15 protein-coding genes and 1 riboswitch are annotated in these 19,282 nt (G+C 58.3%); of the genes, 5 read left to right on the top strand and 10 right to left on the bottom strand.

What is annotated here, in order from left to right; translation table 11 throughout:
* Nucleotides 1–73 precede the first annotated feature (73 nt).
* Both I6L46_RS03785 and upp read right to left on the bottom strand, forming a co-directional pair.
* Nucleotides 74–1,093, bottom strand: a complete 1,020-nt coding sequence (locus tag I6L46_RS03785) for a DUF2066 domain-containing protein (protein WP_216977429.1) — start codon at nucleotides 1,091–1,093, stop codon at nucleotides 74–76.
* Nucleotides 1,094–1,243: 150 nt separating this feature from the next.
* A complete protein-coding gene (upp, locus tag I6L46_RS03780; RefSeq protein ID WP_005334115.1) occupies nucleotides 1,244–1,870 on the bottom strand; it encodes a uracil phosphoribosyltransferase in 627 nt (208 codons plus the stop codon).
* Between the two features lie 177 nt (nucleotides 1,871–2,047).
* Here upp and purM point away from each other — a divergent pair, with 177 nt between their 5' ends.
* Both purM and purN read left to right on the top strand, forming a co-directional pair.
* A complete protein-coding gene (gene purM, locus I6L46_RS03775) occupies nucleotides 2,048–3,085 on the top strand; it encodes a phosphoribosylformylglycinamidine cyclo-ligase (protein WP_042080181.1) in 1,038 nt (345 codons plus the stop codon).
* Nucleotides 3,082–3,720: a phosphoribosylglycinamide formyltransferase gene (gene purN, locus I6L46_RS03770; protein ID WP_164537140.1), complete on the top strand. Its 639-nt coding sequence runs from the start codon at nucleotides 3,082–3,084 to the stop codon at nucleotides 3,718–3,720. The genes purM and purN overlap by 4 nt, the downstream gene beginning before the upstream one ends.
* 178 nt (nucleotides 3,721–3,898) lie before the next feature.
* Here purN and I6L46_RS03765 read toward each other — a convergent pair whose 3' ends face one another.
* The 5 genes from I6L46_RS03765 to I6L46_RS03745 form a co-directional block, all read right to left on the bottom strand.
* Nucleotides 3,899–4,660, bottom strand: a complete 762-nt coding sequence (locus I6L46_RS03765) for a Nif3-like dinuclear metal center hexameric protein (RefSeq protein ID WP_005350685.1) — start codon at nucleotides 4,658–4,660, stop codon at nucleotides 3,899–3,901.
* Nucleotides 4,661–4,801: 141 nt separating this feature from the next.
* Nucleotides 4,802–6,145 (bottom strand): sigma-54 dependent transcriptional regulator, encoded by a 1,344-nt coding sequence (locus tag I6L46_RS03760; protein WP_216977428.1) that lies wholly within the window; start codon nucleotides 6,143–6,145, stop codon nucleotides 4,802–4,804.
* On the bottom strand, nucleotides 6,142–7,176 hold the full coding sequence (locus tag I6L46_RS03755) for a PAS domain-containing sensor histidine kinase (protein ID WP_005334126.1): 1,035 nt from the start codon (nucleotides 7,174–7,176) through the stop codon (nucleotides 6,142–6,144). Before I6L46_RS03755 ends, I6L46_RS03760 begins: the two co-directional genes overlap by 4 nt.
* A 106-nt stretch (nucleotides 7,177–7,282) precedes the next feature.
* Nucleotides 7,283–8,704: a sigma-54 dependent transcriptional regulator gene (locus I6L46_RS03750; protein ID WP_199415889.1), complete on the bottom strand. Its 1,422-nt coding sequence runs from the start codon at nucleotides 8,702–8,704 to the stop codon at nucleotides 7,283–7,285.
* Between the two features lie 268 nt (nucleotides 8,705–8,972).
* Nucleotides 8,973–9,851, bottom strand: coding sequence for a DUF2726 domain-containing protein (locus I6L46_RS03745; protein WP_216977427.1), 879 nt, complete (start codon nucleotides 9,849–9,851; stop codon nucleotides 8,973–8,975).
* Between the two features lie 196 nt (nucleotides 9,852–10,047).
* Between I6L46_RS03745 and I6L46_RS03740 the strand changes: the two genes are divergently transcribed.
* The 3 genes from I6L46_RS03740 to ppx all read left to right on the top strand — a co-directional run bounded on the left by I6L46_RS03740 (nucleotide 10,048) and on the right by ppx (nucleotide 14,187).
* Nucleotides 10,048–10,563 carry a glycine cleavage system protein R gene (locus tag I6L46_RS03740; RefSeq protein ID WP_005350673.1) on the top strand — a complete coding sequence of 172 codons (516 nt, stop codon included), beginning with the start codon at nucleotides 10,048–10,050 and terminating at the stop codon, nucleotides 10,561–10,563.
* A 74-nt stretch (nucleotides 10,564–10,637) separates the two neighbouring features.
* Entirely contained in the window at nucleotides 10,638–12,707 is a 2,070-nt protein-coding gene (ppk1, locus tag I6L46_RS03735; RefSeq protein WP_005350671.1) for a polyphosphate kinase 1, read from the top strand.
* Nucleotides 12,697–14,187 (top strand): exopolyphosphatase, encoded by a 1,491-nt coding sequence (gene ppx, locus I6L46_RS03730; protein WP_069555280.1) that lies wholly within the window; start codon nucleotides 12,697–12,699, stop codon nucleotides 14,185–14,187. The genes ppk1 and ppx overlap by 11 nt, the downstream gene beginning before the upstream one ends.
* Before the next feature lie 60 nt (nucleotides 14,188–14,247).
* On the opposite strand, the gene mgtE is transcribed toward ppx, so the two are convergent.
* The 3 genes from mgtE to flgK form a co-directional block, all read right to left on the bottom strand.
* Nucleotides 14,248–15,591: a magnesium transporter gene (gene mgtE / locus I6L46_RS03725; protein WP_164537144.1), complete on the bottom strand. Its 1,344-nt coding sequence runs from the start codon at nucleotides 15,589–15,591 to the stop codon at nucleotides 14,248–14,250.
* A gap of 122 nt (nucleotides 15,592–15,713) precedes the next feature.
* Nucleotides 15,714–15,883, bottom strand: a riboswitch (M-box (ykoK) riboswitch).
* A gap of 181 nt (nucleotides 15,884–16,064) precedes the next feature.
* Nucleotides 16,065–17,273, bottom strand: a complete 1,209-nt coding sequence (gene flgL, locus I6L46_RS03720) for a flagellar hook-associated protein FlgL (protein WP_216977426.1) — start codon at nucleotides 17,271–17,273, stop codon at nucleotides 16,065–16,067.
* Nucleotides 17,274–17,277: 4 nt separating this feature from the next.
* Nucleotides 17,278–19,281, bottom strand: a complete 2,004-nt coding sequence (gene flgK / locus I6L46_RS03715; protein ID WP_216977425.1) for a flagellar hook-associated protein FlgK — start codon at nucleotides 19,279–19,281, stop codon at nucleotides 17,278–17,280.
* Nucleotide 19,282: the final 1 nt, after the last annotated feature.

The raw sequence follows: 19,282 nt of genomic DNA, 5'->3' as shown, positions 1-19,282 counted from the left end.
CTAAGTGTATCATCGCAAAGGCAGATAGAGAACCGCCCGGACAAGCCGGGCGGTCTACAAAAGCCTTATAAAATCAGGGCTGCGACCATTGGTAACGCAAACCGCTGCCATTATCGTCAACCTTGCGCAAACGACTCTCGAGCTGCAGTGCCCGCACCAGTTCGGCTTGATCCCCTTGCAGGGTAAAGTGGAAGGTGACCTGGTCCCCCTCCAGCTTGCCGATCGCCACCTTGCTGACGTTGGCCATCCCCTGCAGCATCTTCTGCACGGCGATCATGCTGTCGACTTCGGAGAGACCATCCACCACCAGGGTCTGGCTGGTTGCCGGACCAGAAATGCGGGCACCGTAGTTTTTCACCAGCCAGGCCGCCAGGTTATCAGCAAACCCTTGCGCCACTTCGGCCTGAGTGCCGGTGCTATTGCCACGGGTCAGCTCGGTCACTTCACCGGCCGCTTTGGGGCCGTAGAGTCCCCAATCGATGCTCCACTTGTCACCTTCCGGTGTCAGCTTGCCCAGCACCACCATCTCGGCGCCATAGCGCTGGCTTGCCTGCAAAATCGGGTCGGCAAAGCGTCCCCAGACGTCGGTGGCACTGACCGCCATGTTGTCATCGAGATCCATCAGCGGAATGCTGATGGGCAGCCCCAGCATCTGGGCCTGCTCGCGCAAGGCTTGCGCCCAACCATCGCTGGATTGATCCGCCAGCAAGCGACGCTCACCCTGATCCACCACCAGCCAGATGGCCATTTGGGGACGAGCCGGGCCAAGCAGGGCAAACTGGCTCTCGGAAACCAGGCTGTTGACCTTGTCACTCTTGAACTCGGCTTTCAGATACTTGACGGAGTCCTGATCCTGATAACCATAGCTTTTGACATAGTCGCCCGGGGCCGCCAGCGCCTTGACCACCACCGGCTGGGTGAGGATGTCACGCTTGCCGGTCACCTTGATCAGCACCTGACCCAGTGCCTGCCCCTGAGCGGCCACCATGTCACCACTGGTCGGGGCCTTGCCCTGATAGAGGTCGGTCACCTGAGCGGCCGAGGCCATGAATGACAAGCCGCAGCAGAGGGCGGTCACAACACGTTTGAACATGAACAGAGTCTCGAAATGGGAGAGTGTGCTTATGGTAGCGGCAAGGCGCATCCTGCGGCAAGGCTGGCACAAGCGGCCACAAACAGCAGAGCCGGCGATGCGCCGGCTCCGATCACCCCTTCCACATGGGAAGCGGGTCAAGGCATTAACTTATTTGGTACCGAAGATCTTGTCGCCTGCATCGCCCAGACCCGGCACGATGTAGCCTTTCTCGTTCAGCCCCTGGTCGACAGAAGCGCAATAGAGCTCTACGTCAGGGTGAGCGGCTTCCAGCGCCTTGATCCCTTCCGGCGCGGCAACCAGTACCAGCACCTTGATGGATTGGCAGCCTTTCTTCTTCAGCAGATCGATAGTGGCGATCATGGAACCACCGGTGGCCAGCATCGGATCGATGACCAGCGCCAGACGCTCTTCGATGTTGCTGACGATCTTTTCGAAATAGGGAACCGGTTGCAGGGTCTCTTCATCACGGTAGATACCGACCACGCTGACGCGGGCGCTCGGCATGTGCTCCAGCACGCCATCCATCATGCCAAGGCCGGCACGCAGGATAGGTACGACGGTTACCTTCTTGCCTTTGATCTGGTCAACTTCTACTGGCCCATTCCAGCCATCGATGATAACCTTCTCGGTTTCGAAGTCAGAGGTCGCTTCATAGGTCAACAAACTGCCCACTTCTTTGGCCAGTTCACGGAAACGCTTGGTGCTGATATCGCCTTCACGCATCAGACCGATCTTGTGTTTGACCAAGGGGTGTTTGACTTCAACGACTTTCATTATTATCTCCTCTAACCTGCCGCAAAAAAAATCGCGGAATCATACAACAAAAGCCACCGCTTGTAGAGCATTTCCGCGCAAAAACGCGCAAACGATTTCCTTTCTGGTTTTTCACCGCCACTGTTAGAATACGCCCCGAATTTTACCCTCCACTTCTTTACATGACGGGGAATACTCGTGACTGACAAAACCTCACTGAGCTACAAGGATGCTGGCGTAGATATCGATGCCGGCAATGCACTGGTTGAACGTATCAAGGGCGTGTCAAAGCGCACTCGTCGTCCTGAAGTCCTTGGTGGTCTTGGCGGCTTTGGGGCCTTGTGTCAAATCCCTGCGGGCTACAAGGAGCCGGTACTGGTCTCCGGTACCGATGGTGTGGGCACCAAGCTGCGGCTGGCCATCGACCTGAAGAAGCACGACACCGTGGGCATCGATTTGGTGGCCATGTGCGTCAATGACCTGATCGTACAGGGCGCCGAGCCGCTGTTCTTCCTCGACTACTATGCAACCGGCAAGCTGGACGTGGACACCGCGGCCGCGGTGGTCACCGGGATCGGTGCCGGTTGCGAGCAGTCAGGCTGTGCCCTGGTGGGCGGCGAGACCGCCGAGATGCCGGGTATGTATGAAGGGGAAGACTACGACATCGCCGGTTTCTGCGTCGGTGTGGTGGAGAAGAGCGAAATCATCGACGGTAGCAAGGTCGGTGAAGGGGATGCCCTGATCGCCCTGGCCGCCAGCGGCCCTCACTCCAACGGCTTCTCCCTGATCCGTAAAATTCTGGAAGTCTCCAAAGCCGACGTGCATCAGCCGCTGGGTGACCGCACCCTCGCAGATGCCTTGCTGGAGCCGACCCGCATCTATGTGAAACCTGTGCTCAAGCTCATCAAGGAGTGCGAGATCCACGCCCTCTCCCACATCACAGGTGGCGGCTTCTGGGAGAATATCCCCCGCGTCTTGCCTGCCAATACTCAAGCGGTGATCGACGAGCAGAGCTGGCAGTGGCCGGCGGTGTTCAGCTGGCTGCAGCAGGCTGGCAACGTCACCCGTCACGAGATGTATCGCACCTTCAACTGCGGTGTCGGCATGATCATCGCCCTGCCTGCCAATCAGCTGGAGAAGGCGCTGACCCTGCTCAAAGCGGAAGGCGAGAACGCATGGCACATCGGTCATATCGCCAAGGCAGCAGACGGTGAGGAGCAGGTCGTCATCAAATGATGCGGATCCTCGTCCTAATCTCCGGCAGCGGTAGCAATCTGCAGGCGATCCTCGACCACTGCGCAAGCGGTAAGATTGTCGGTGAAGTGGTCGGCGTCATCAGCAACAAGGCCGATGCCTATGGTCTGGTTCGCGCCAAAGAAGCGGGGGTGGCGACCTCCATTCTGGCCCAGCAGCAGTTTGCCAGCCGAGAGGAGTACGACGCCGCCCTGCTGGCGCTGATGGCAGACTATCAGCCGGACTTGGTGGTGCTGGCCGGGTTTATGCGGATATTGAGCGGCGATCTGGTGCGCCATTTCGCCGGGCGGATGATCAATATCCACCCCTCCCTGCTGCCCAAGTATCAGGGCCTGCACACCCACCAGCGCGCCATAGATGCCGGTGACAGTGAACACGGCGCCAGTGTCCACTTTGTCACCGAAGAGCTGGACGGGGGCCCGGTTATCCTGCAGGCCCGCGTGCCCATCTTTGAAGGGGACACTGCGGACGAGGTAGCAGCAAGGGTGCAGGCGCAGGAGCACAGCATCTACCCGCTGGTGGTTCGCTGGTTCTGCGAAGGCAGGCTGCAGATGGTAGATGGTGCCGTGCAACTGGATGGCGCCCTGCTGGGCCCCGCTGGTTACGCCTGCGAGTAAGCAGACGTCTTGTCGAAATGTGAAAAAGGAGGCCGATGGCCTCCTTTTTATTTCCTGAATTTTCCCACCACAGGCACAGGCTTAAACCTGTTCACGACCTGCAGCGAGAAACCGTCAACAAGGTGAAGAGCAGCACATGAGCCTTGATCACGGTTTCGTAGCCAGATCGTGGACAGGTTTAGACCGGATTGTCGATATCGATAAAGGTCACATCCAGCCCATGCACGGTCGCCAGCCACTCCCCCAGCGCCTTGACGCCGTAACGCTCAGTAGCGTGATGGCCCGCGGCGTAGAAGTGCATCCCCATCTCGCGGGCGGTGTGAATGGTCTGCTCTGAGGCTTCACCGGAGATAAAGGCATCGATGCCCTGCTCCGCCGCCAGATTGATGTAACTCTGACCGCCGCCGGTGCACCAGGCCACGGAACGGATAAGCTCGGGGCCGGTATCGCCACAATAGAGTGGTTCGCGGCCAAGGCGCTCGGCAATCAGCTTGGCAAAATCGCGGCCGCTCATCGGCTCTTCCAGCTTGCCCACCATGGCGACGCTCTTGCTGTTCCACGGCTCCAGACCACGACGCACCTTGATGTCGAGCAGCTTGGCGAGCTGGGCGTTGTTACCCACCTCGGGATGGACATCCAGCGGTAAATGGTAGGCAAACAGGTTGATATCGTGGGTCAGCAGGGTCTTGAGCCGACGCTGCTTCATGCCGGTGATCTGGGCCGGTTCACCGCTCCAGAAGTAGCCGTGATGGACCAGAATGGCATCGGCCTCGGCAGCCACCGCCGCGTCGATAAGCGCCTGACTGGCGGTGACACCGGTCACTACCTTGCGAATACGCTCACGCCCCTCCACTTGCAAGCCGTTGGGGCAGTAATCCTTGATGGCGTGCGGTTCAAGCAGATGGTTCAGTACGGTTTCGAGTTTTCGATGAGAGATCATAGGGGTCCCTTATTAAGGCTCGGTCCCCTGCTTTACCAATAAAAACAGGGCCCAGGCTCAAAGCGCCAAGGGCCCCATGATAATCGAGCCGGGCCATCAAGACCATGACAGCCCCCACACAGTGCGGTTTCCCTCCCGGCCTCAGGCTGGCAGATCGATCCCCGCCTCCCGCATCTGGGCCAGCTTGTAGCGCAGGGTGCGCGGGCTGATGCCGAGTCGGTCGGCCACCGCCTTGCGGCTGCCGTTACAATCTTGCAGGGTGTCGAGGATGATCTGGTGCTCCTGCTGCTTGAGCTCGCTGCCGAGGCGATCGCCACCATAGCTGCGCTCCACGCTGACAAACTCCATCTCCTGCTCGTCTAGCTCTTCCAGAATGAGGTGTTCCCCATCGATCACCCCGTCGGAGCTGAGGATCAGGGCACGCTGTACCACGTTGTCCAGCTCCCGCACGTTGCCGGGCCAGGGGTGGGCCAGCAGCCGATCCCGCGAGGCATCCGTCAACTGTGGTGTCGGTAACCCCTGCTGACTGGCATGAAGCGCCAGCAGGTGCTCCGCCAGCGGCAGAATGTCGCCGGGCCGCTCGCACAGGGCAGACCAGCGCAGCGGAAAGACGTTGAGGCGATAGTAGAGATCTTCGCGGAACAGGCCATCCTGCACCGCTTTTTTCAAATCCCGGTTGCTGGTGGCGATGACCCGCACATCCAGCGGGATCATCTTGCGACTGCCGAGCCGCTCCACCTCTTTCTCCTGCAACACCCGCAGCAACTTGGCTTGCAGCCCCTGATCCATCTCGGTGATCTCGTCAAGCAACAAAGTGCCCCCCTGCGCCTGCTCGAACTTGCCGGGGCACCCCTGCACCGCACCGGTGAAGGCCCCCTTCTCGTAGCCAAACAGGGTCGCCTCCAGCATGTTTTCCGGAATGGCGGCGCAGTTGATGGCGACGAAAGGTTGCTCGGCGCGGCTGGAGTTATCGTGAATGTAACGGGCCAGCACCTCTTTACCCGTCCCGCTCGGGCCGGTCACCATCACGGTCGCTTCGCTTCTGGCAACACGGGTCGCCAGCTGGAACAGCTCGGCAGTTTTCGGATCCCCGTAGACCACGGCGCGTTTCTCCACCTTCTGGGCGGGCACATAGCGGCTGACCTGATTGAGCAGCACCTCCGGCGAGAACGGCTTGGCCAGATAGTCGATGGCCCCTTCACGCATGGCGCGCACCGCGCCATCGATATTGGCGTAGGCGGTCATCAGCAGCACAGGTATCTGCGGATATTGCTGGCGGATAGTAGCCAGCAGGGTGAGGCCGTCCATCCCCCCCATCTGGATATCGGAGATCACCATGTCAAACGGCTGACGGGAGAGGGCCAGCAGAGCCCGCTCGCCGCTGTCCGCTTCACGGCACTCATAACCGCCGAGCAAAAGGGTATCCACCAGCGCTTCGCGCAGGCCATTGTCATCTTCAACTACCAGGATCCTGGCCTGTGTCATGCTACACCTCCAAGCTGCACCGGTTGCTGGTGCAGGGGGAACGACAGAGTAAAGCAGGTGCCTTCACCGGGAACCGAGGCCACACCAACCTCCCCCTGATGGGCACGCACTACAGATTGCACCACCGCCAGCCCGAGACCAGTGCCCTGGGAGCGAGTGGTAAAGAAGGGTTCGAATACCTGACCGAGCTGATGGGAAGGGATCCCCTTGCCATTATCAATGACCCGCATCTCCACCCGGGCGCCACTGCGTACCGCGCTGACCAGCAGCGAGGTAGCCCCTGCCTGTTGGGCATTGGCAATCAGATTGTTGATGGCTCCCGCCAACGCGCTGCTGTTGGCCAGCAGACAGAGATCGGGCTCCGGCGCCTCCATGTGCAGCTCGCAGCCCTGTTGCTGACAGAAGGCCTCGGCACCGGCCTGCACTTCGGCTAGCAGCCCTTGTACCGAGATGGGGGTGACCACCTGATTGTCACCGTTGCGGGCAAACAGCAAGATGTCGTTGATCTGCTTCTCCAGATCCTGCAAACGGGCCATCAACTTTTGCTGAAACTGAGTGCGAGATTCCGGCTTGAGGGTGCGGTTGGCCAGGTTGGCGGCATAGAGCATGGCAGCGGAGAGCGGCGTGCGGATCTGGTGGGCAAGCGAGGCCGCCATATTGCCCAGCGCCGACAGCCGCTTCATGTGGTTGATGCGGTCTTGCAGTTTGCGGGTTTCGGTCAGGTCATTGATAAAGACCAGCTGGCCGGGCTGATCCGGCAGCGGTTGGGTCGAGAGCTGGACCCGGCGCCCGTCGCGCAGGGAGATCTCGTGGCCATCATCCTCCCGCGGCTCAAAGCAGCGGGCAATGATGTGGCGCCAGAGCTCCCCTTCCAACGGCTCCCCCAGCAGAGAGATGGCCGCCGGATTCGCGCGGGTGACCACCCCAGCCCCGTCAAGCAGCAACACCCCGGTGGGGAGCGCCTTGAAGATGGCATAGAGCTGGCTCACTTCGTGGGACTGGAGTGGCATGTCCTGCTGCTGGATTGTCATAAACCTGACCTCAAACTGGCTATTGGGTCAGGTTATTCAATTTCCATGCCACTAAATTACATGAATTAAAACAATGTATTGCGCATTAGCGTCAAGGCTTTGACCCTCAGACGTCCTTGCTCATCCCGTACTTTTTCATCTTCTCCACCAAAGTGGTACGGCGCATGCCGAGCAGATCGGCGGCGCGGGCCACCACCCCGTCCTGAGACTCCAGCGCCTGACGGATCAGCTCCACTTCGAGGTCGGCCAGCATCTCTTTGAGGTTGACCCCCTCCTCCGGCAGCTGCATGGTGCGGGCCGAGGCGAGGGCGTGCTCCAGCTCGGGCGGATCCTGAAACACTGCCGCCAGCGCATCCCGCTCATCCATCTCGGTCAGCCGCTCATCCCGCGGCTCGCTCGGCAGCAGGCGATAACGGCTCGGCAGATCGGCCACATCGACAATCTGGTGCGGGTAGAGGATCAACAGCCGCTCCAGCAGGTTGGAGAGCTCGCGCACGTTGCCAGGCCAGGGGTACTGCATCAGTGACTCCAGCGCCCGCTGGGTCAGCCGGATAAAGCCGTGGTGCTGCTCGGCATGGCGATTGAGCAGCTCCTGCAGCAGCAGCGGGATGTCGTCGATGCGATCCCGCAGCGGCGGCGTCTCAATGGGGAAGACGTTGAGGCGGTAGTAGAGATCTTCACGAAAACCCTGAGTGCGGATCATCGCCTCCAGATCCCGGTGGGTCGCCGCTATGATGCGCACATCGGCCTGAATGGGCTTGCCGCCACCGACCCGGTCGAACAACCGCTCCTGCAATACCCGCAGCAGTTTGACCTGCATCGGCATCGGCATGTCGCCGATCTCGTCGAGGAACAGGGTGCCCCCCTGCGCCAGCTCGAAGCGACCGCGACGAGCCGCGATGGCGCCGGTAAACGCCCCCTTCTCGTGGCCAAACAGTTCACTTTCCAGCAATTCGGCCGGAATAGCGCCGCAGTTGATGGGCACGAAGGGGCCTTGGCTTCGGGAAGAGAGTTCGTGGATAGCGCGAGCCACCACCTCTTTACCGGTACCAGACTCCCCGAGGATCAGCACGTTGGCATCGGTCTCGGCTACCTGGCTGATGAGCCGACGCACCTCCTGGATCCCCTTCCCTTTACCCACCAGCAAACGCAGCAGGGCCTGCCCCTTGTCATGGGTCTGCTGACGGGGATGCAAGGATACAAAGGCCTGACAGAAGTGCAGATGACGGGTGAGGGATTCATAAGTAAAAGGCGAGAGCGCGACCCCGATAAAGTTGCTGTTGGGCAGATCGGCCTCAACCAGCGAGAGGAAGGGGGTACGGGGGAAAGCAGCCAGCAGCTCTGACAAGGGACGGTCGGTCAGCTCACCCACCAGCACCCCTTGCAGCGGACCGGAGGATTCGATGGCCACATCCAGATCGCTTTGTGCCACCTCCTGCCACGGGATCCCCATAAACGAGAGCACGGTTCCCAACTGTTGGCGCCGCTGCGCATCGGCATCAACAATCAACACGCCCATCTCCACCATATCCATTCCTCGCGATGTCCTGAACTAACTTATTGTTTTATTTAATGATAAAACAGCTACTGACTGTCTTTTTGCAGGCACACAAAGTGCCAAAATTCCGACACATTGTCAAAAATTGTCGTATTCAGGCTAAGTGTATCGACAGAAACGGGAGATTAGATAAATTTTGCCGAGGAATTTTCTGCGTTGGCGCCGTTAACAAACGCCGCCAATGGCGGAAAGAAAACTGCCCTCGTCAGAGGGCAGCATGGGACACGGTGAAGCGCATTCAGTGACGATTATGATGGTGCGGCGCCGCGTAACGACACTCGGGAAAACGGCTGCAAGCAAGAAAGAGTCGACCGGCGTGGGGGCCTTTTTTCGCCTCCCGCTCCACCAGAGGTGCATCACAACGAGGGCAGTGGTGTACCTCGTGCTCTTCATCATCCTCCACATCGGCGAACAGGCTATCAACCAGCTCACCCTCACTCTGCGACGTCTCCACCACCCCCTTGGACTGGATGACGGGCTCGTGAAATGGCGCGGGCGAGATCGCCTCGGCATGGGGAGTGCGGCCACGCATCCCGGCACCAACATCCACGCCGTCCAGCAACAGAGGGTTGAAAGTCGGCTCGCGGCGCGCCCCGTGCGGCAGATCGTCAATCACCGGTTCGCTGGTTTTGACCAGCAGCGGCAGGATCTGTTCGCGCAGCTCTTCCACCAGATAGCTGGCACTTGCCGGGATCTGCAGCAACGGCAGACCGGCGCTGTCGCAGGCTGTTTTCAGAAAGAGATCCCGCGCCTTGCGCTTCTGGTGACGGTGGGAGCTGTCATCGAGTTCGATGGCGCAGATAAAGGAGAGATCAGCGGGGTGGCAAAGCAGATAGTCGAAATGCTTGGCACTGATCTTGTTGAAGTACTGCTGCCATTTGCTTTTGCCGATCCCGGCCTGCGGCGTCAGCACATCGGCCACCCGCACCTTGGCAAAGACCCGGGCCTTGTCACCCACCGCCAGATCCAGCACCCCGAGGAAGGAGCGCTCGGCGGGACTGAACAAGGTCTCCTGCACATCATAGGGCAGGCGCTTTTGCTGTCTGCCTCTGCTCCAGAAGATCGCCAGCACAAGCAGCGCCAGCAACAATAATCCCGATAAGACAAGGGTATTCATGAGAGCACGATCCAGTTCACGACACGAAAGGGGGATCACTTTACCACAGCCGCCACGGAGCAAGGCAGCAGACCCGTGTATGGAAAGTGAAAAGTCCCGTCTTTTTATCTATTTGTCAGCAGGCGGGGGTTCATATGACCAGCCCCAGCAGGCACAATAGGGATAGAGCAAGAAATCCCATTTCAAGGAGAGCAGGATGCAAAAGCAATTGGTGGTCACCGTGATCGGTGCAGACAAACCCGGGATCGTCGAGAGTCTGGCTGCAGTCATCAGCCGCGAGCAGGGCAACTGGCTGGGCAGCGCCATGAGCGAACTGGCGGGACAGTTTGCCGGTATCCTCCATGTCTCTGTCCCCGATGAGCACTATCGCAGCCTGTGCGAAGCACTGGCCCTGCTACCGGGTCTGACCATCAGCTTTGCCGAAGGGACACCGACCACCGAGCCAGCCCATCAAGTCATGATGACGGTGACCGGCAACGACCGCCCCGGTATCGTCCATGAAGTAGCCAGCATCCTGCGCCAGCTCGAGATCAACGTGGCCGATCTCACCACCGGCTGTGAACCGGCTCCCCACTCCGGCGCCCCGCTCTTCTATGCCCATGCGCTGGTTGCCCTGCCCGACGGGCTCGCGATGGATACGCTTATCACCGCGCTGGAATCCCTCTCCGACGATCTGGTGGTCGACATCGACGAAGCGTTCAGCGAGCAGTAACAATACTGTCATTTATTTGTCATATATTAACGCCATAACTGCCGCGCAGACGCGACCTGAAACAGAGGCACAAGATGAGCACCGACAAGCAGTATGAAGAGAAAGAGCTGAGCTGGCTCTCATTCAATGAACGGGTGTTGCAAGAGGCAATGGACAAGACGGTGCCCCTCATCGAGCGGGTTCGTTTTCTGGGGATCTTCTCCTCCAACCAGGATGAGTTCTTCAAGGTACGGGTATCGGACGTCAAGCGTCGCATCCTCATCAATGAAGTACATGGTGGCGACGATGAAGCGAAAGTGCTGCTGCGCGCCATCCAGCAAAAAGTGATGGCGCTCGGTGAAGCGTTCGACAACACCTACAAGGAGCTGCTGATTGCGCTCGCTCGCCACAACATCTTCCTGGTCAACGAGAACCAGCTCTCCGATGCCATTCAGAAGTGGCTGCGGGTCTTCTTCAAGGAGAAGGTGCTGCGTCACATCATCCCGATCCTGCTCAACAAGGAGGTCAATCCGGTCAAATTCCTCAAGGATGAGTACACCTATCTGGCCATCGAGATGAAGAAGAACGGTCAGGTGATCCAGTACGCCCTGGTGGAAGTGCCGACCGACGACCTGCCCCGCTTCTTCCAGCTGCCGCCGGAAGGGACCCGCCGCAAGAAGCAGATCATCATTCTGGATAACGTCATCCGCTTCTGCCTCGACGAGATCTTCAAGGGCTTCTTCGACTACGACGAGATTGCCGCCTATGCGGTGAAGCTGACCCGGGATGCAGAATATGATCTCTCCGACCAGCTGGACTTGAGCCTGGTGGACAAGATGAGTGACGGCTTGAAGCAGCGCCTCACCGCCATGCCGGTGCGCTTCGTCTACGAGCGGGAGATGCCCGCTGCCATGATTAGCTTCCTCAAGCTCAAGCTGCAGATCAGCTCCTACGACGCCATCATGCCGGGTGGACGCTATCACAACTTCAAGGATTTCATTGGCTTCCCCAACGTGGGCCGTGACTATCTGGAAAACCCCAAGCTGCCGGCGCTGGATTGCCGCGATTTTGACGGCTTCGTCAACGCCTTCGATGCGATTACCAAGCAGGATATCCTGCTCTACTACCCGTACCACAAGTTCCACCACTTCACCGAGCTGGTGCGCCAGGCGGCGTTCGACCCGGCGGTGAGCGCCATTCGCATCAATATCTACCGGGTGGCCAAGAAATCGCGCATCATCCACTCCCTCATCGATGCCGCCAACAACGGCAAGAAGGTGACCGTGGTGGTCGAGCTGCGCGCCCGTTTCGATGAAGCGGCCAACATCGACTGGGCCAATATTCTCACCGATGCCGGGGTCAAGGTGGTGTTCGGGGTGCCGAGCCTCAAGATCCACTCCAAGCTCTGCCTCATCACCCGCCACGAAAATGGCGAGGCGGTGCGCTACGCCCATATCGGCACCGGCAACTTCAACGAGAAGACCGCCAAGATCTACACCGACTTCTCGCTGCTGACCCGCAATCCGGATATCACCGCCGAAGTGGAAGGGGTGTTTGAATACATCGAGTACCCCTATAAGCGTTACAAATTCAACCACCTGCTGGTCTCCCCCATCAACAGCCGCCGTCAGCTCTACCGTCTCATCGACAACGAGCTCTCCAACGCCAAGGCGGGCCAGCCGAGCGGCATCATCCTCAAGATCAACAATCTGGTGGACAAGGATCTCATCAACCGGCTCTATGCCGCCGGGCAGGCGGGAGTACCGATCCAGATGATCATCCGTGGCATGTGCGCCCTGCGTCCGGGCGTACCTGGCCTCAGTGACAACATCAAGGTGATCAGTATCATCGACCGCTTCCTCGAGCACCCGCGGGTGATGGTATTCCACAACAAGGGCAACCCCCAGCTCTATATCTCCAGCGCCGACTGGATGAGCCGCAATATCGACGGCCGGATCGAGGTGGGCACTCCCATTTATGATGAGCGCCTCAAGCAGCGCATCATGGACATTCTCGAACTACAACTGAGTGATACCTGCAAGGCGCGGGTCATTGATGCCGACCAGCAGAACGAATATGTGAAGCGGGGCAACCGCCGCAAGATCCGCTCTCAGGTGGCGATTTACGACTATCTCAAACGTATCGAGTCAAACAATGGACAATAGTCTCTATGCCGCCGTGGATCTCGGCTCCAACAGTTTTCATATGGTGATCGCCCATCTGAGCGAAGGGCGTTTTCGCATCGTCGATCGCATCAAGGAGCGGGTGCGGCTGGCGGAAGGGATGGATGAGCAAAAGCGGATGAGCCCGGAGGCGATGGAACGCGGCCTCGCCTGCCTCTCGCTGTTTGCCGAGCGACTCACCAATATCAAGCCGGATCAGATCCGCATCGCAGGTACCTATACCCTGCGCCGCGCCAGCAATGCCCGCGAATTTGTGAGTGAAGCTGCCAAGGTGCTCAACCACCCCATCGAGATCATCAGCGGGCAGGAAGAAGCACGGCTCATCTATCAGGGGGTTGCCCATACCCAGCATATCGAGGGCCAAGTACTGGTGATCGATATCGGCGGCGGCAGCACGGAGCTCATCATCGGCGAAGGGTTTGAGCACAAGGCCCTCACCAGTCGCAAGATGGGCTGCGTCAGCTTTACCCAGAGCTTCTTTGCCAGCGGCAAGCTGAGCGACAAGCACTTCACCAATGCCGTGCTGGAGGCGCAGCACCAGCTCGCCCCCATCGTCAACCAGTACCGCAAGCTGGGCTGGCAGAGCTGCCTTGGCAGCTCAGGCTCGATCCGCACCGTGCGCGACGTGCTGCAGGGTGAAGGGCTGACTGACGGCAGCATTACGCTGGAAGGGCTGGAGCGGCTCAAGGCGCTGATGATTGAGCGCAAGCGAGTCGATAACCTCAAGCTGACAGGGCTTACCGAGGAGCGTCAGGAGGTGTTTGCCGCTGCGGTCGCCATCTTGCTCGGGCTGTTTACCTCGCTGCCCATCGAGCGGCTCGACTACTCCGATGGTGCTCTGCGCGAAGGGTTGCTTTATGAATTCGAGGAGCGCTTGCAGCACCACGATATTCGCGAACGGACGGCACAGGCGCTCGGTACCCACTACCGGATGGACCGCAAACAAGCCGCCCGGGTGGAGCAGAGCGTGCTGACGCTGTTCGATGCCTTGCAAGAGCCCTGGCAGATGGAGGTAGAGCCCTATCGCGCCATCCTCGGCTGGGCGGCGCGGCTGCACGAAATTGGCCTTGCCATCAACTACAGCGGCATTCACCGCCATTCCGCCTATATCCTGCAACACACCGACCTGCCCGGCTTCAACCAGGACGATCAGGCTCTGCTGGCGGCGCTGGTACGCTTTCAGCGCAAGGGGCTCAAGCTCTCCGAGCTGCCGCCCCTGCCCAACCACGACATGCAGACGGTGCTGCGTTGCATCCGTATCCTGCGCCTCGCAGTCGCCGCTCACCACAAGCGGCAGGACAACCTGCTGCCTGAGTGGAAAGTCGCAGTGCAAGGGGATCAGCTGGTCGTGACCCTGCCGATCGACTGGTGCGAGGAGAACCGTCTCCTGATGCAGAATCTGGAGAAGGAGCATCGTTATTGCCAGGAGCAGGGCTGGCCACTGTTGTTCCAGCTCGGCTAAACCGGAAAGATAAATGCAAAAGGCAGCCCAATGGCTGCCTTTTTCATCTCAATCTCCCGGTTACTGCAACTCGGGCAACAACCACTTGGCCATCTCGAAGTAGATGATAAGGCCGGTACCATCCACCAGTGTCGCGATGAATGGCGCAGAGACCACCGCCGGATCGATGCGGAAACGGCGCAGCACCATGGGAATAATGGACGCGACCGTAGCACTCCAGAGCACGATGGCGATGATGGTAAAGGTCACCACCATGCCAATCTGGGGACCGACGCCGAGACTCCATGCCCGTACCCAGGCCGCCATGGCAATGGCACCCGAGATGAGCAGACCGGTGGAGAGCTCCTTTTTCAGCACTGTGCCGAGATTGCGCAGACTCACCTCCCCGACCGCCATGGCTCGTACTATGGTGGTGGTGATCTGGGTGCCGCTGTTACCGCCAGTACCGATCAGGAGCGGAATAAAGAAGGCCAGCGCAATGGCCGCTTCCAGCTGCTCCTCGAATGCCCGCAACACGGTGCCGGTGTAAGCTTCCGCCACAAACAGGATAAGCAGCCAGCCCACCCGTTTGCGCCACAGCTGCCAGGGAGTCGCCTGCAGATAGGGAGTATCGAGTGGCGAGGAGCCACCCTGCATCTCGGCATCCTCGGTGGATTCGAGCTCCAGAATATCCGCAGCATCATCAACGTGGAAAATACCGACCAGTCGCCCCTGATCCTCGACCGGCAATACCGACAGGTCGCGGTCGATCAGCAGGCGCGCTGCCAACTCCTGATCCGCACGGGCGTTGATCCGCACAGTCTCCCGATCCATCAGGGTCGCGACGCTGGCCAGCGGGTCAGCGATCAGCAAGGTCTTGAGGGAGAGGCTCCCTTGCAGACGACCATCCCCGTTGACCACATAGATATGGCGAAACAGCTGGGCATTGTCCCAGGCATCGTGGATCAGCTGTTTGGCGTGACCGACCGTGTCCTCCTCCCGCACCGCCAGATATTCGTGGCGCATGTTGGCCCCCACCGACTCGGTGGGCCAATCCAGCAGGGAGTAATACATGGCCTGCGCCTGGGTCGGGAAGCGAGCCAGCAACATTGTGCGATCCTGACGACCCAGTTTGCGCAGGATGGCGACCATATCACGGCGGGGAATAGCCTCCTGCAACACGCTGACGATGCTGCCATGGAGCCGCTGCAACAGGCGCCCGGCACTCTCGGCCGAGAGTGAGCCGAGCAGTTCGGCCCCTTGCGGGATTGGCAGGGTATCAAAGATGCAGTTGAGCTCTTCCGGACGCAGGGTCAGCAGTTGATCGGCGCGCTGAACCGGATCCAGATTATGTTCCAGCCAACCCTGCAGGGCGGCCAGATCGAGCAGTTGGTGACGGTTAAGAATGGTATGTGTTTTCTTCATCACAGATATCCTCATGTGATTTCAGGCGAGCCTGAATGCCTCCGGAAATAGCCGGAGGCAACGACAAGAAAACAGCAATTTGATTGACGAGTAATAGGCAGGAAATGACGCCGTTCGGCGTGTCATCATCCCCACGTACCAGCTTTAGCACTGTATAACGTATCCGGTATGCCGGAAGCCACTTGGGTTTACACCTTAATCCGATGAAAACTGTCCTGATCTTGGGCGTCTCTGGACGTCGTGAGATCAGTGGCCTGTGTTTATACAGGAGCCTCGCCTAACGAGATGCTGCAAATAATTCGCACAACCCTCTGTTGTGCGGGCGGCATGATTATCCAATCCCGCAGGGAGGTCAACCCCGCAACCACCATTAAATTGGCAACGGCAACAGCTTGTTACAATTGGCAGGAGATGACACGAAACCAATTTTCATAGTCTGGACAAAAAAAGGCCCCAAAGGGGCCCTTCTTTAATTAGCGAATATAGTCAAATAGTGTCAGACGGCTTATTTTGCTGAAAGAGAGTTGCGAGGCACTCAATGCCGCATCCTCTTTTGACAGCGCGGAAATCACTTCATAGAGATCCGCTTCCGATACCTTGGCTCTCGCCTCGGTGTTGAGGGTACTCAACCCCTCGTTAGAATCCATGACTGCCTCGAGACTGTTCATCCTGCCGCCCAACTCACCCAACCCATGATCGATATTCAGGCGGGCATTTTTCATATGAACGGTGGCATCGGCTACTTCCAGCGCAAAGTTGTCAGCGGTAATAGCAGGATCACGCAAGGCGGTAATAAAATCCGACATACCATTCAATATGTTGTCATTCTTCGGTGGATTAAGATCAAACTGCTGAGCCGCACCACCTGCAGGCAAATCAAGGGTCAACTCCAGACCATTAAAGGGGATCTTGGTGCCAGCAGTGTAGTTACCCGTTTGCAACGTATTGCCACCGGCATCCTTGATATCATAGGTATCAGGCGGACCTATGGTGGTTGATACGGTATAAGTGTTGCTGGGCAGTGCCGAGTTATAATTGGACTTATAGAAATTATCAAAGTTACCCTGATCGCCTATCCCGACCTTGATATTTGCGGTGGTTGCACTGGCGGTTCTTCTGGTCGCCACGATTTCAAACAGATCCTGCCCGGAATCATTGGCAGCGATTTGTACTGTGGGTGAGACCTGAATATTTCGCTGACCTGGATCACCCTGATAAATATATTTTCCGTTGACGTCTTTTATATATGGCTGGGTCTTGCTCTGATTGCCACCAAATATAAATTCACCCGATGAGTTTTTGCTATTCATCAGGTCGAACATCTGCTGCTGCAACCCTTCAAGCTCGCTGGCGATGGCCTTGCGATCATCCATGCTGATAGCGCCATTATTTGACTTCTGGATCAGGGTCTGGGCACTGAGCATCGCCGAATTAAGAGAATCCAATACTGTCTCTTCATGCCCCAGGCTGTTTTCCAGCAAGCTGCCATTGACACTGTACTGCTTGAACAGGTCAATCTCCTTGGTCAGTGCCATCTTCTGACTCATCCCTGCGGGATCTTCTCCAGCTGTCTGAAATTTATTGCCGGTTTGCAGTTGTTGATAGGCAGTATTCAACCGCTCGTTGGCACTGTTGAGGGAATATAAATTCCGGTCGTAGATCATGTTGGTGGTGATGCGCATGACGTTACCTCACGGAAGAGAGCAGTGTATCGAAAATGGTTTTGGCCGTGCTGACGATTTGCGCCGATGCCGCATAGGATTGCTGGAAGCGGATCAGATTGGCCGCCTCCTCCTCCAGATTGACCCCTGACACGCTTTCAAAGATGCCGGTGCTCTGGATAAGCTTGGACTCATTGGCCTTGAGCAGCGTTTTTGCCTGACTGGTATTGTTACCCACTTCCATCACCAACCCGGAATAGGCCTGATTGAAGGTCATCTTGTCGTTGGTCGTCCCGCCATTGGTGCTCTTGCGCACCAGATCCTTGTTTTGCAGCTCGGCCAGAACCAGGCCATTGCTGTTATCGGCAAAGCCATTGCTGTTGTAACTGAGCTTGAAGCTGTCACCGGCATCCACCGTGCCGGTGATGCTGAACTCGTAGCCGGGGGCCTGTTTCGGGTTGGCATAGACTGCGGCTCCGGCGGGGAAAGGGTTGACGATCGCAGACATCAGGTTTTGCCCCTTGCTGCTCGCGGGGGCCGTGCCAATCAAGGTAGTGCCATCGGCTTGAAACACCTGATAGTTACCACTGCCATCGATTTTGACCACCTGAGGCGCTGTCGGGCTCAGACTATTGGTACCAAAACCTGACCCCGCACCTGTATTGAATACGCCACCCAGTTTGATATCCGCCCCGCCGCCATTATTGGTGGTCTTTTCCGCTTTAAGCGGAGAGGCCAGGGCCAAATCTTCCGGTCGGGTGATCAGCTGACCCAGACCGGCGGCCGCACTTTTGGTGGGTTGCAGCAACAGTTTGTCACCCGCAGCCGGCGTGCCGGTGAGATCGATCGAGATCCCGTGTCCGGGCAGCTCAAAGGTCGCTGGCGGCATGGTCCCCGTGCTCACAGAGGTACGATTACCAGACTTGTCCAGCGAGAACACCTCATAACCGGTGGCGCTGCTAAAGCGCACTTCGTAATCAAACGGGGTCACTGATGTCCCCTTGCCCGGCACAAAGCTGACATTCGCCCCGACCGTCCCGGTGTTATTGCCGTAGGGTAAGCCCTTGCTGGTAGGCAGGGTGAAAATATCGCCGCCAATCTCGTTATCCAGATCCATCCCGAGGCGGTTCTGCTGGTTCATCGCATCGGCCATCGCCACGGCCAGCTGCCCCAGTTCGCGCTTGGTAGGCTCAAGGTCGGTACGCGCCTTGAACAGCCCCCCCATGGCGCCACCAAACGTATCGTGGTCGATGGTTGCCTGATTATCCCCCAGAGTCAGTTGCAGCTCCTGATCCCGGGAGTCAGGATCTCCTGCAATCACCTTGAACTGGGCGACGCCCCCATCGAGGATCAGCGAATGGCCGGTGCTCATATTGACCAGCATGCTGCCGTTGGGTTGGGCTACGGTGCGAATATCCATCTTTTCCGACAGCTGGCGGATCGCCTCATCCCGCTGATCAAACAGCATCAGGTTCTCTTCGGGTGACCCCTGGGTACGGATGATGGCCTGATTAAGATCATTGATGCTGGTGAGCAGGCTGTTGACCTGCTTGGTTTCATCTTCAATGCGGGTGTTGAGGGTATCGCTCTGCTTGTCGAGCTGCGCAGAGAGGGTATGAAAACGGTTGACCATGCCACTCAACTCCGTCATCACCACCTTGCGCCCACCGATCTCGGCAGGCGATTCATTGGCAGAGTGAAATGACTTGAAGTAGGAGGTGATGGCCGCGCCCACGCTGTTGCTGGTATCCCCAAGCAAGCTGTCAACGCCAGCCAGCTGTTCATAATGGGTCAGGGAGGCATGATAGGCAGAGGTATCACGGCGCACCTCCCCCTGCATATAGTCGTTGATCACCCGCTGGGTCTTGATGTCACCGGTCCCCAGACCGATGGTATTGGTATACACCAGCGTACGCTCACGCACATAGCCCTGGCTATTGACGTTCACTATGTTGTTACTGGTGGTCTGCAGCAGGCGTTGCTGTGCCAGCACGCCCGATGAACCAATCCCAAGCAGGTCGCTTGCCATA

It is taken from the genome of Aeromonas sp. FDAARGOS 1416, assembly GCF_019048085.1.
GTDB classification, from domain to species: Bacteria; Pseudomonadota; Gammaproteobacteria; order Enterobacterales; family Aeromonadaceae; genus Aeromonas; species Aeromonas veronii.
This window is presented reverse-complemented; position numbering and strand designations above follow the sequence as displayed.

Excerpts from the sequence above, each read along its gene's own strand:
- I6L46_RS03785 (WP_216977429.1), bottom strand. The coding sequence starts at position 1,093 with ATGTTCAAACGTGTTGTGACCGCCCTCTGCTGCGGCTTGTCATTCATG.
- upp (WP_005334115.1), bottom strand. The coding sequence starts at position 1,870 with ATGAAAGTCGTTGAAGTCAAACACCCCTTGGTCAAACACAAGATCGGT.
- purN (WP_164537140.1), top strand. The coding sequence starts at position 3,082 with ATGATGCGGATCCTCGTCCTAATCTCCGGCAGCGGTAGCAATCTGCAG.
- I6L46_RS03765 (WP_005350685.1), bottom strand. The coding sequence starts at position 4,660 with ATGATCTCTCATCGAAAACTCGAAACCGTACTGAACCATCTGCTTGAA.
- I6L46_RS03760 (WP_216977428.1), bottom strand. The coding sequence starts at position 6,145 with ATGACACAGGCCAGGATCCTGGTAGTTGAAGATGACAATGGCCTGCGC.
- I6L46_RS03755 (WP_005334126.1), bottom strand. The coding sequence starts at position 7,176 with ATGACAATCCAGCAGCAGGACATGCCACTCCAGTCCCACGAAGTGAGC.
- I6L46_RS03750 (WP_199415889.1), bottom strand. The coding sequence starts at position 8,704 with ATGGTGGAGATGGGCGTGTTGATTGTTGATGCCGATGCGCAGCGGCGC.
- I6L46_RS03745 (WP_216977427.1), bottom strand. The coding sequence starts at position 9,851 with ATGAATACCCTTGTCTTATCGGGATTATTGTTGCTGGCGCTGCTTGTG.
- I6L46_RS03740 (WP_005350673.1), top strand. The coding sequence starts at position 10,048 with ATGCAAAAGCAATTGGTGGTCACCGTGATCGGTGCAGACAAACCCGGG.
- ppk1 (WP_005350671.1), top strand. The coding sequence starts at position 10,638 with ATGAGCACCGACAAGCAGTATGAAGAGAAAGAGCTGAGCTGGCTCTCA.
- ppx (WP_069555280.1), top strand. The coding sequence starts at position 12,697 with ATGGACAATAGTCTCTATGCCGCCGTGGATCTCGGCTCCAACAGTTTT.
- mgtE (WP_164537144.1), bottom strand. The coding sequence starts at position 15,591 with ATGAAGAAAACACATACCATTCTTAACCGTCACCAACTGCTCGATCTG.
- flgL (WP_216977426.1), bottom strand. The coding sequence starts at position 17,273 with ATGCGCATCACCACCAACATGATCTACGACCGGAATTTATATTCCCTC.
- flgK (WP_216977425.1), bottom strand. The coding sequence starts at position 19,281 with ATGGCAAGCGACCTGCTTGGGATTGGTTCATCGGGCGTGCTGGCACAG.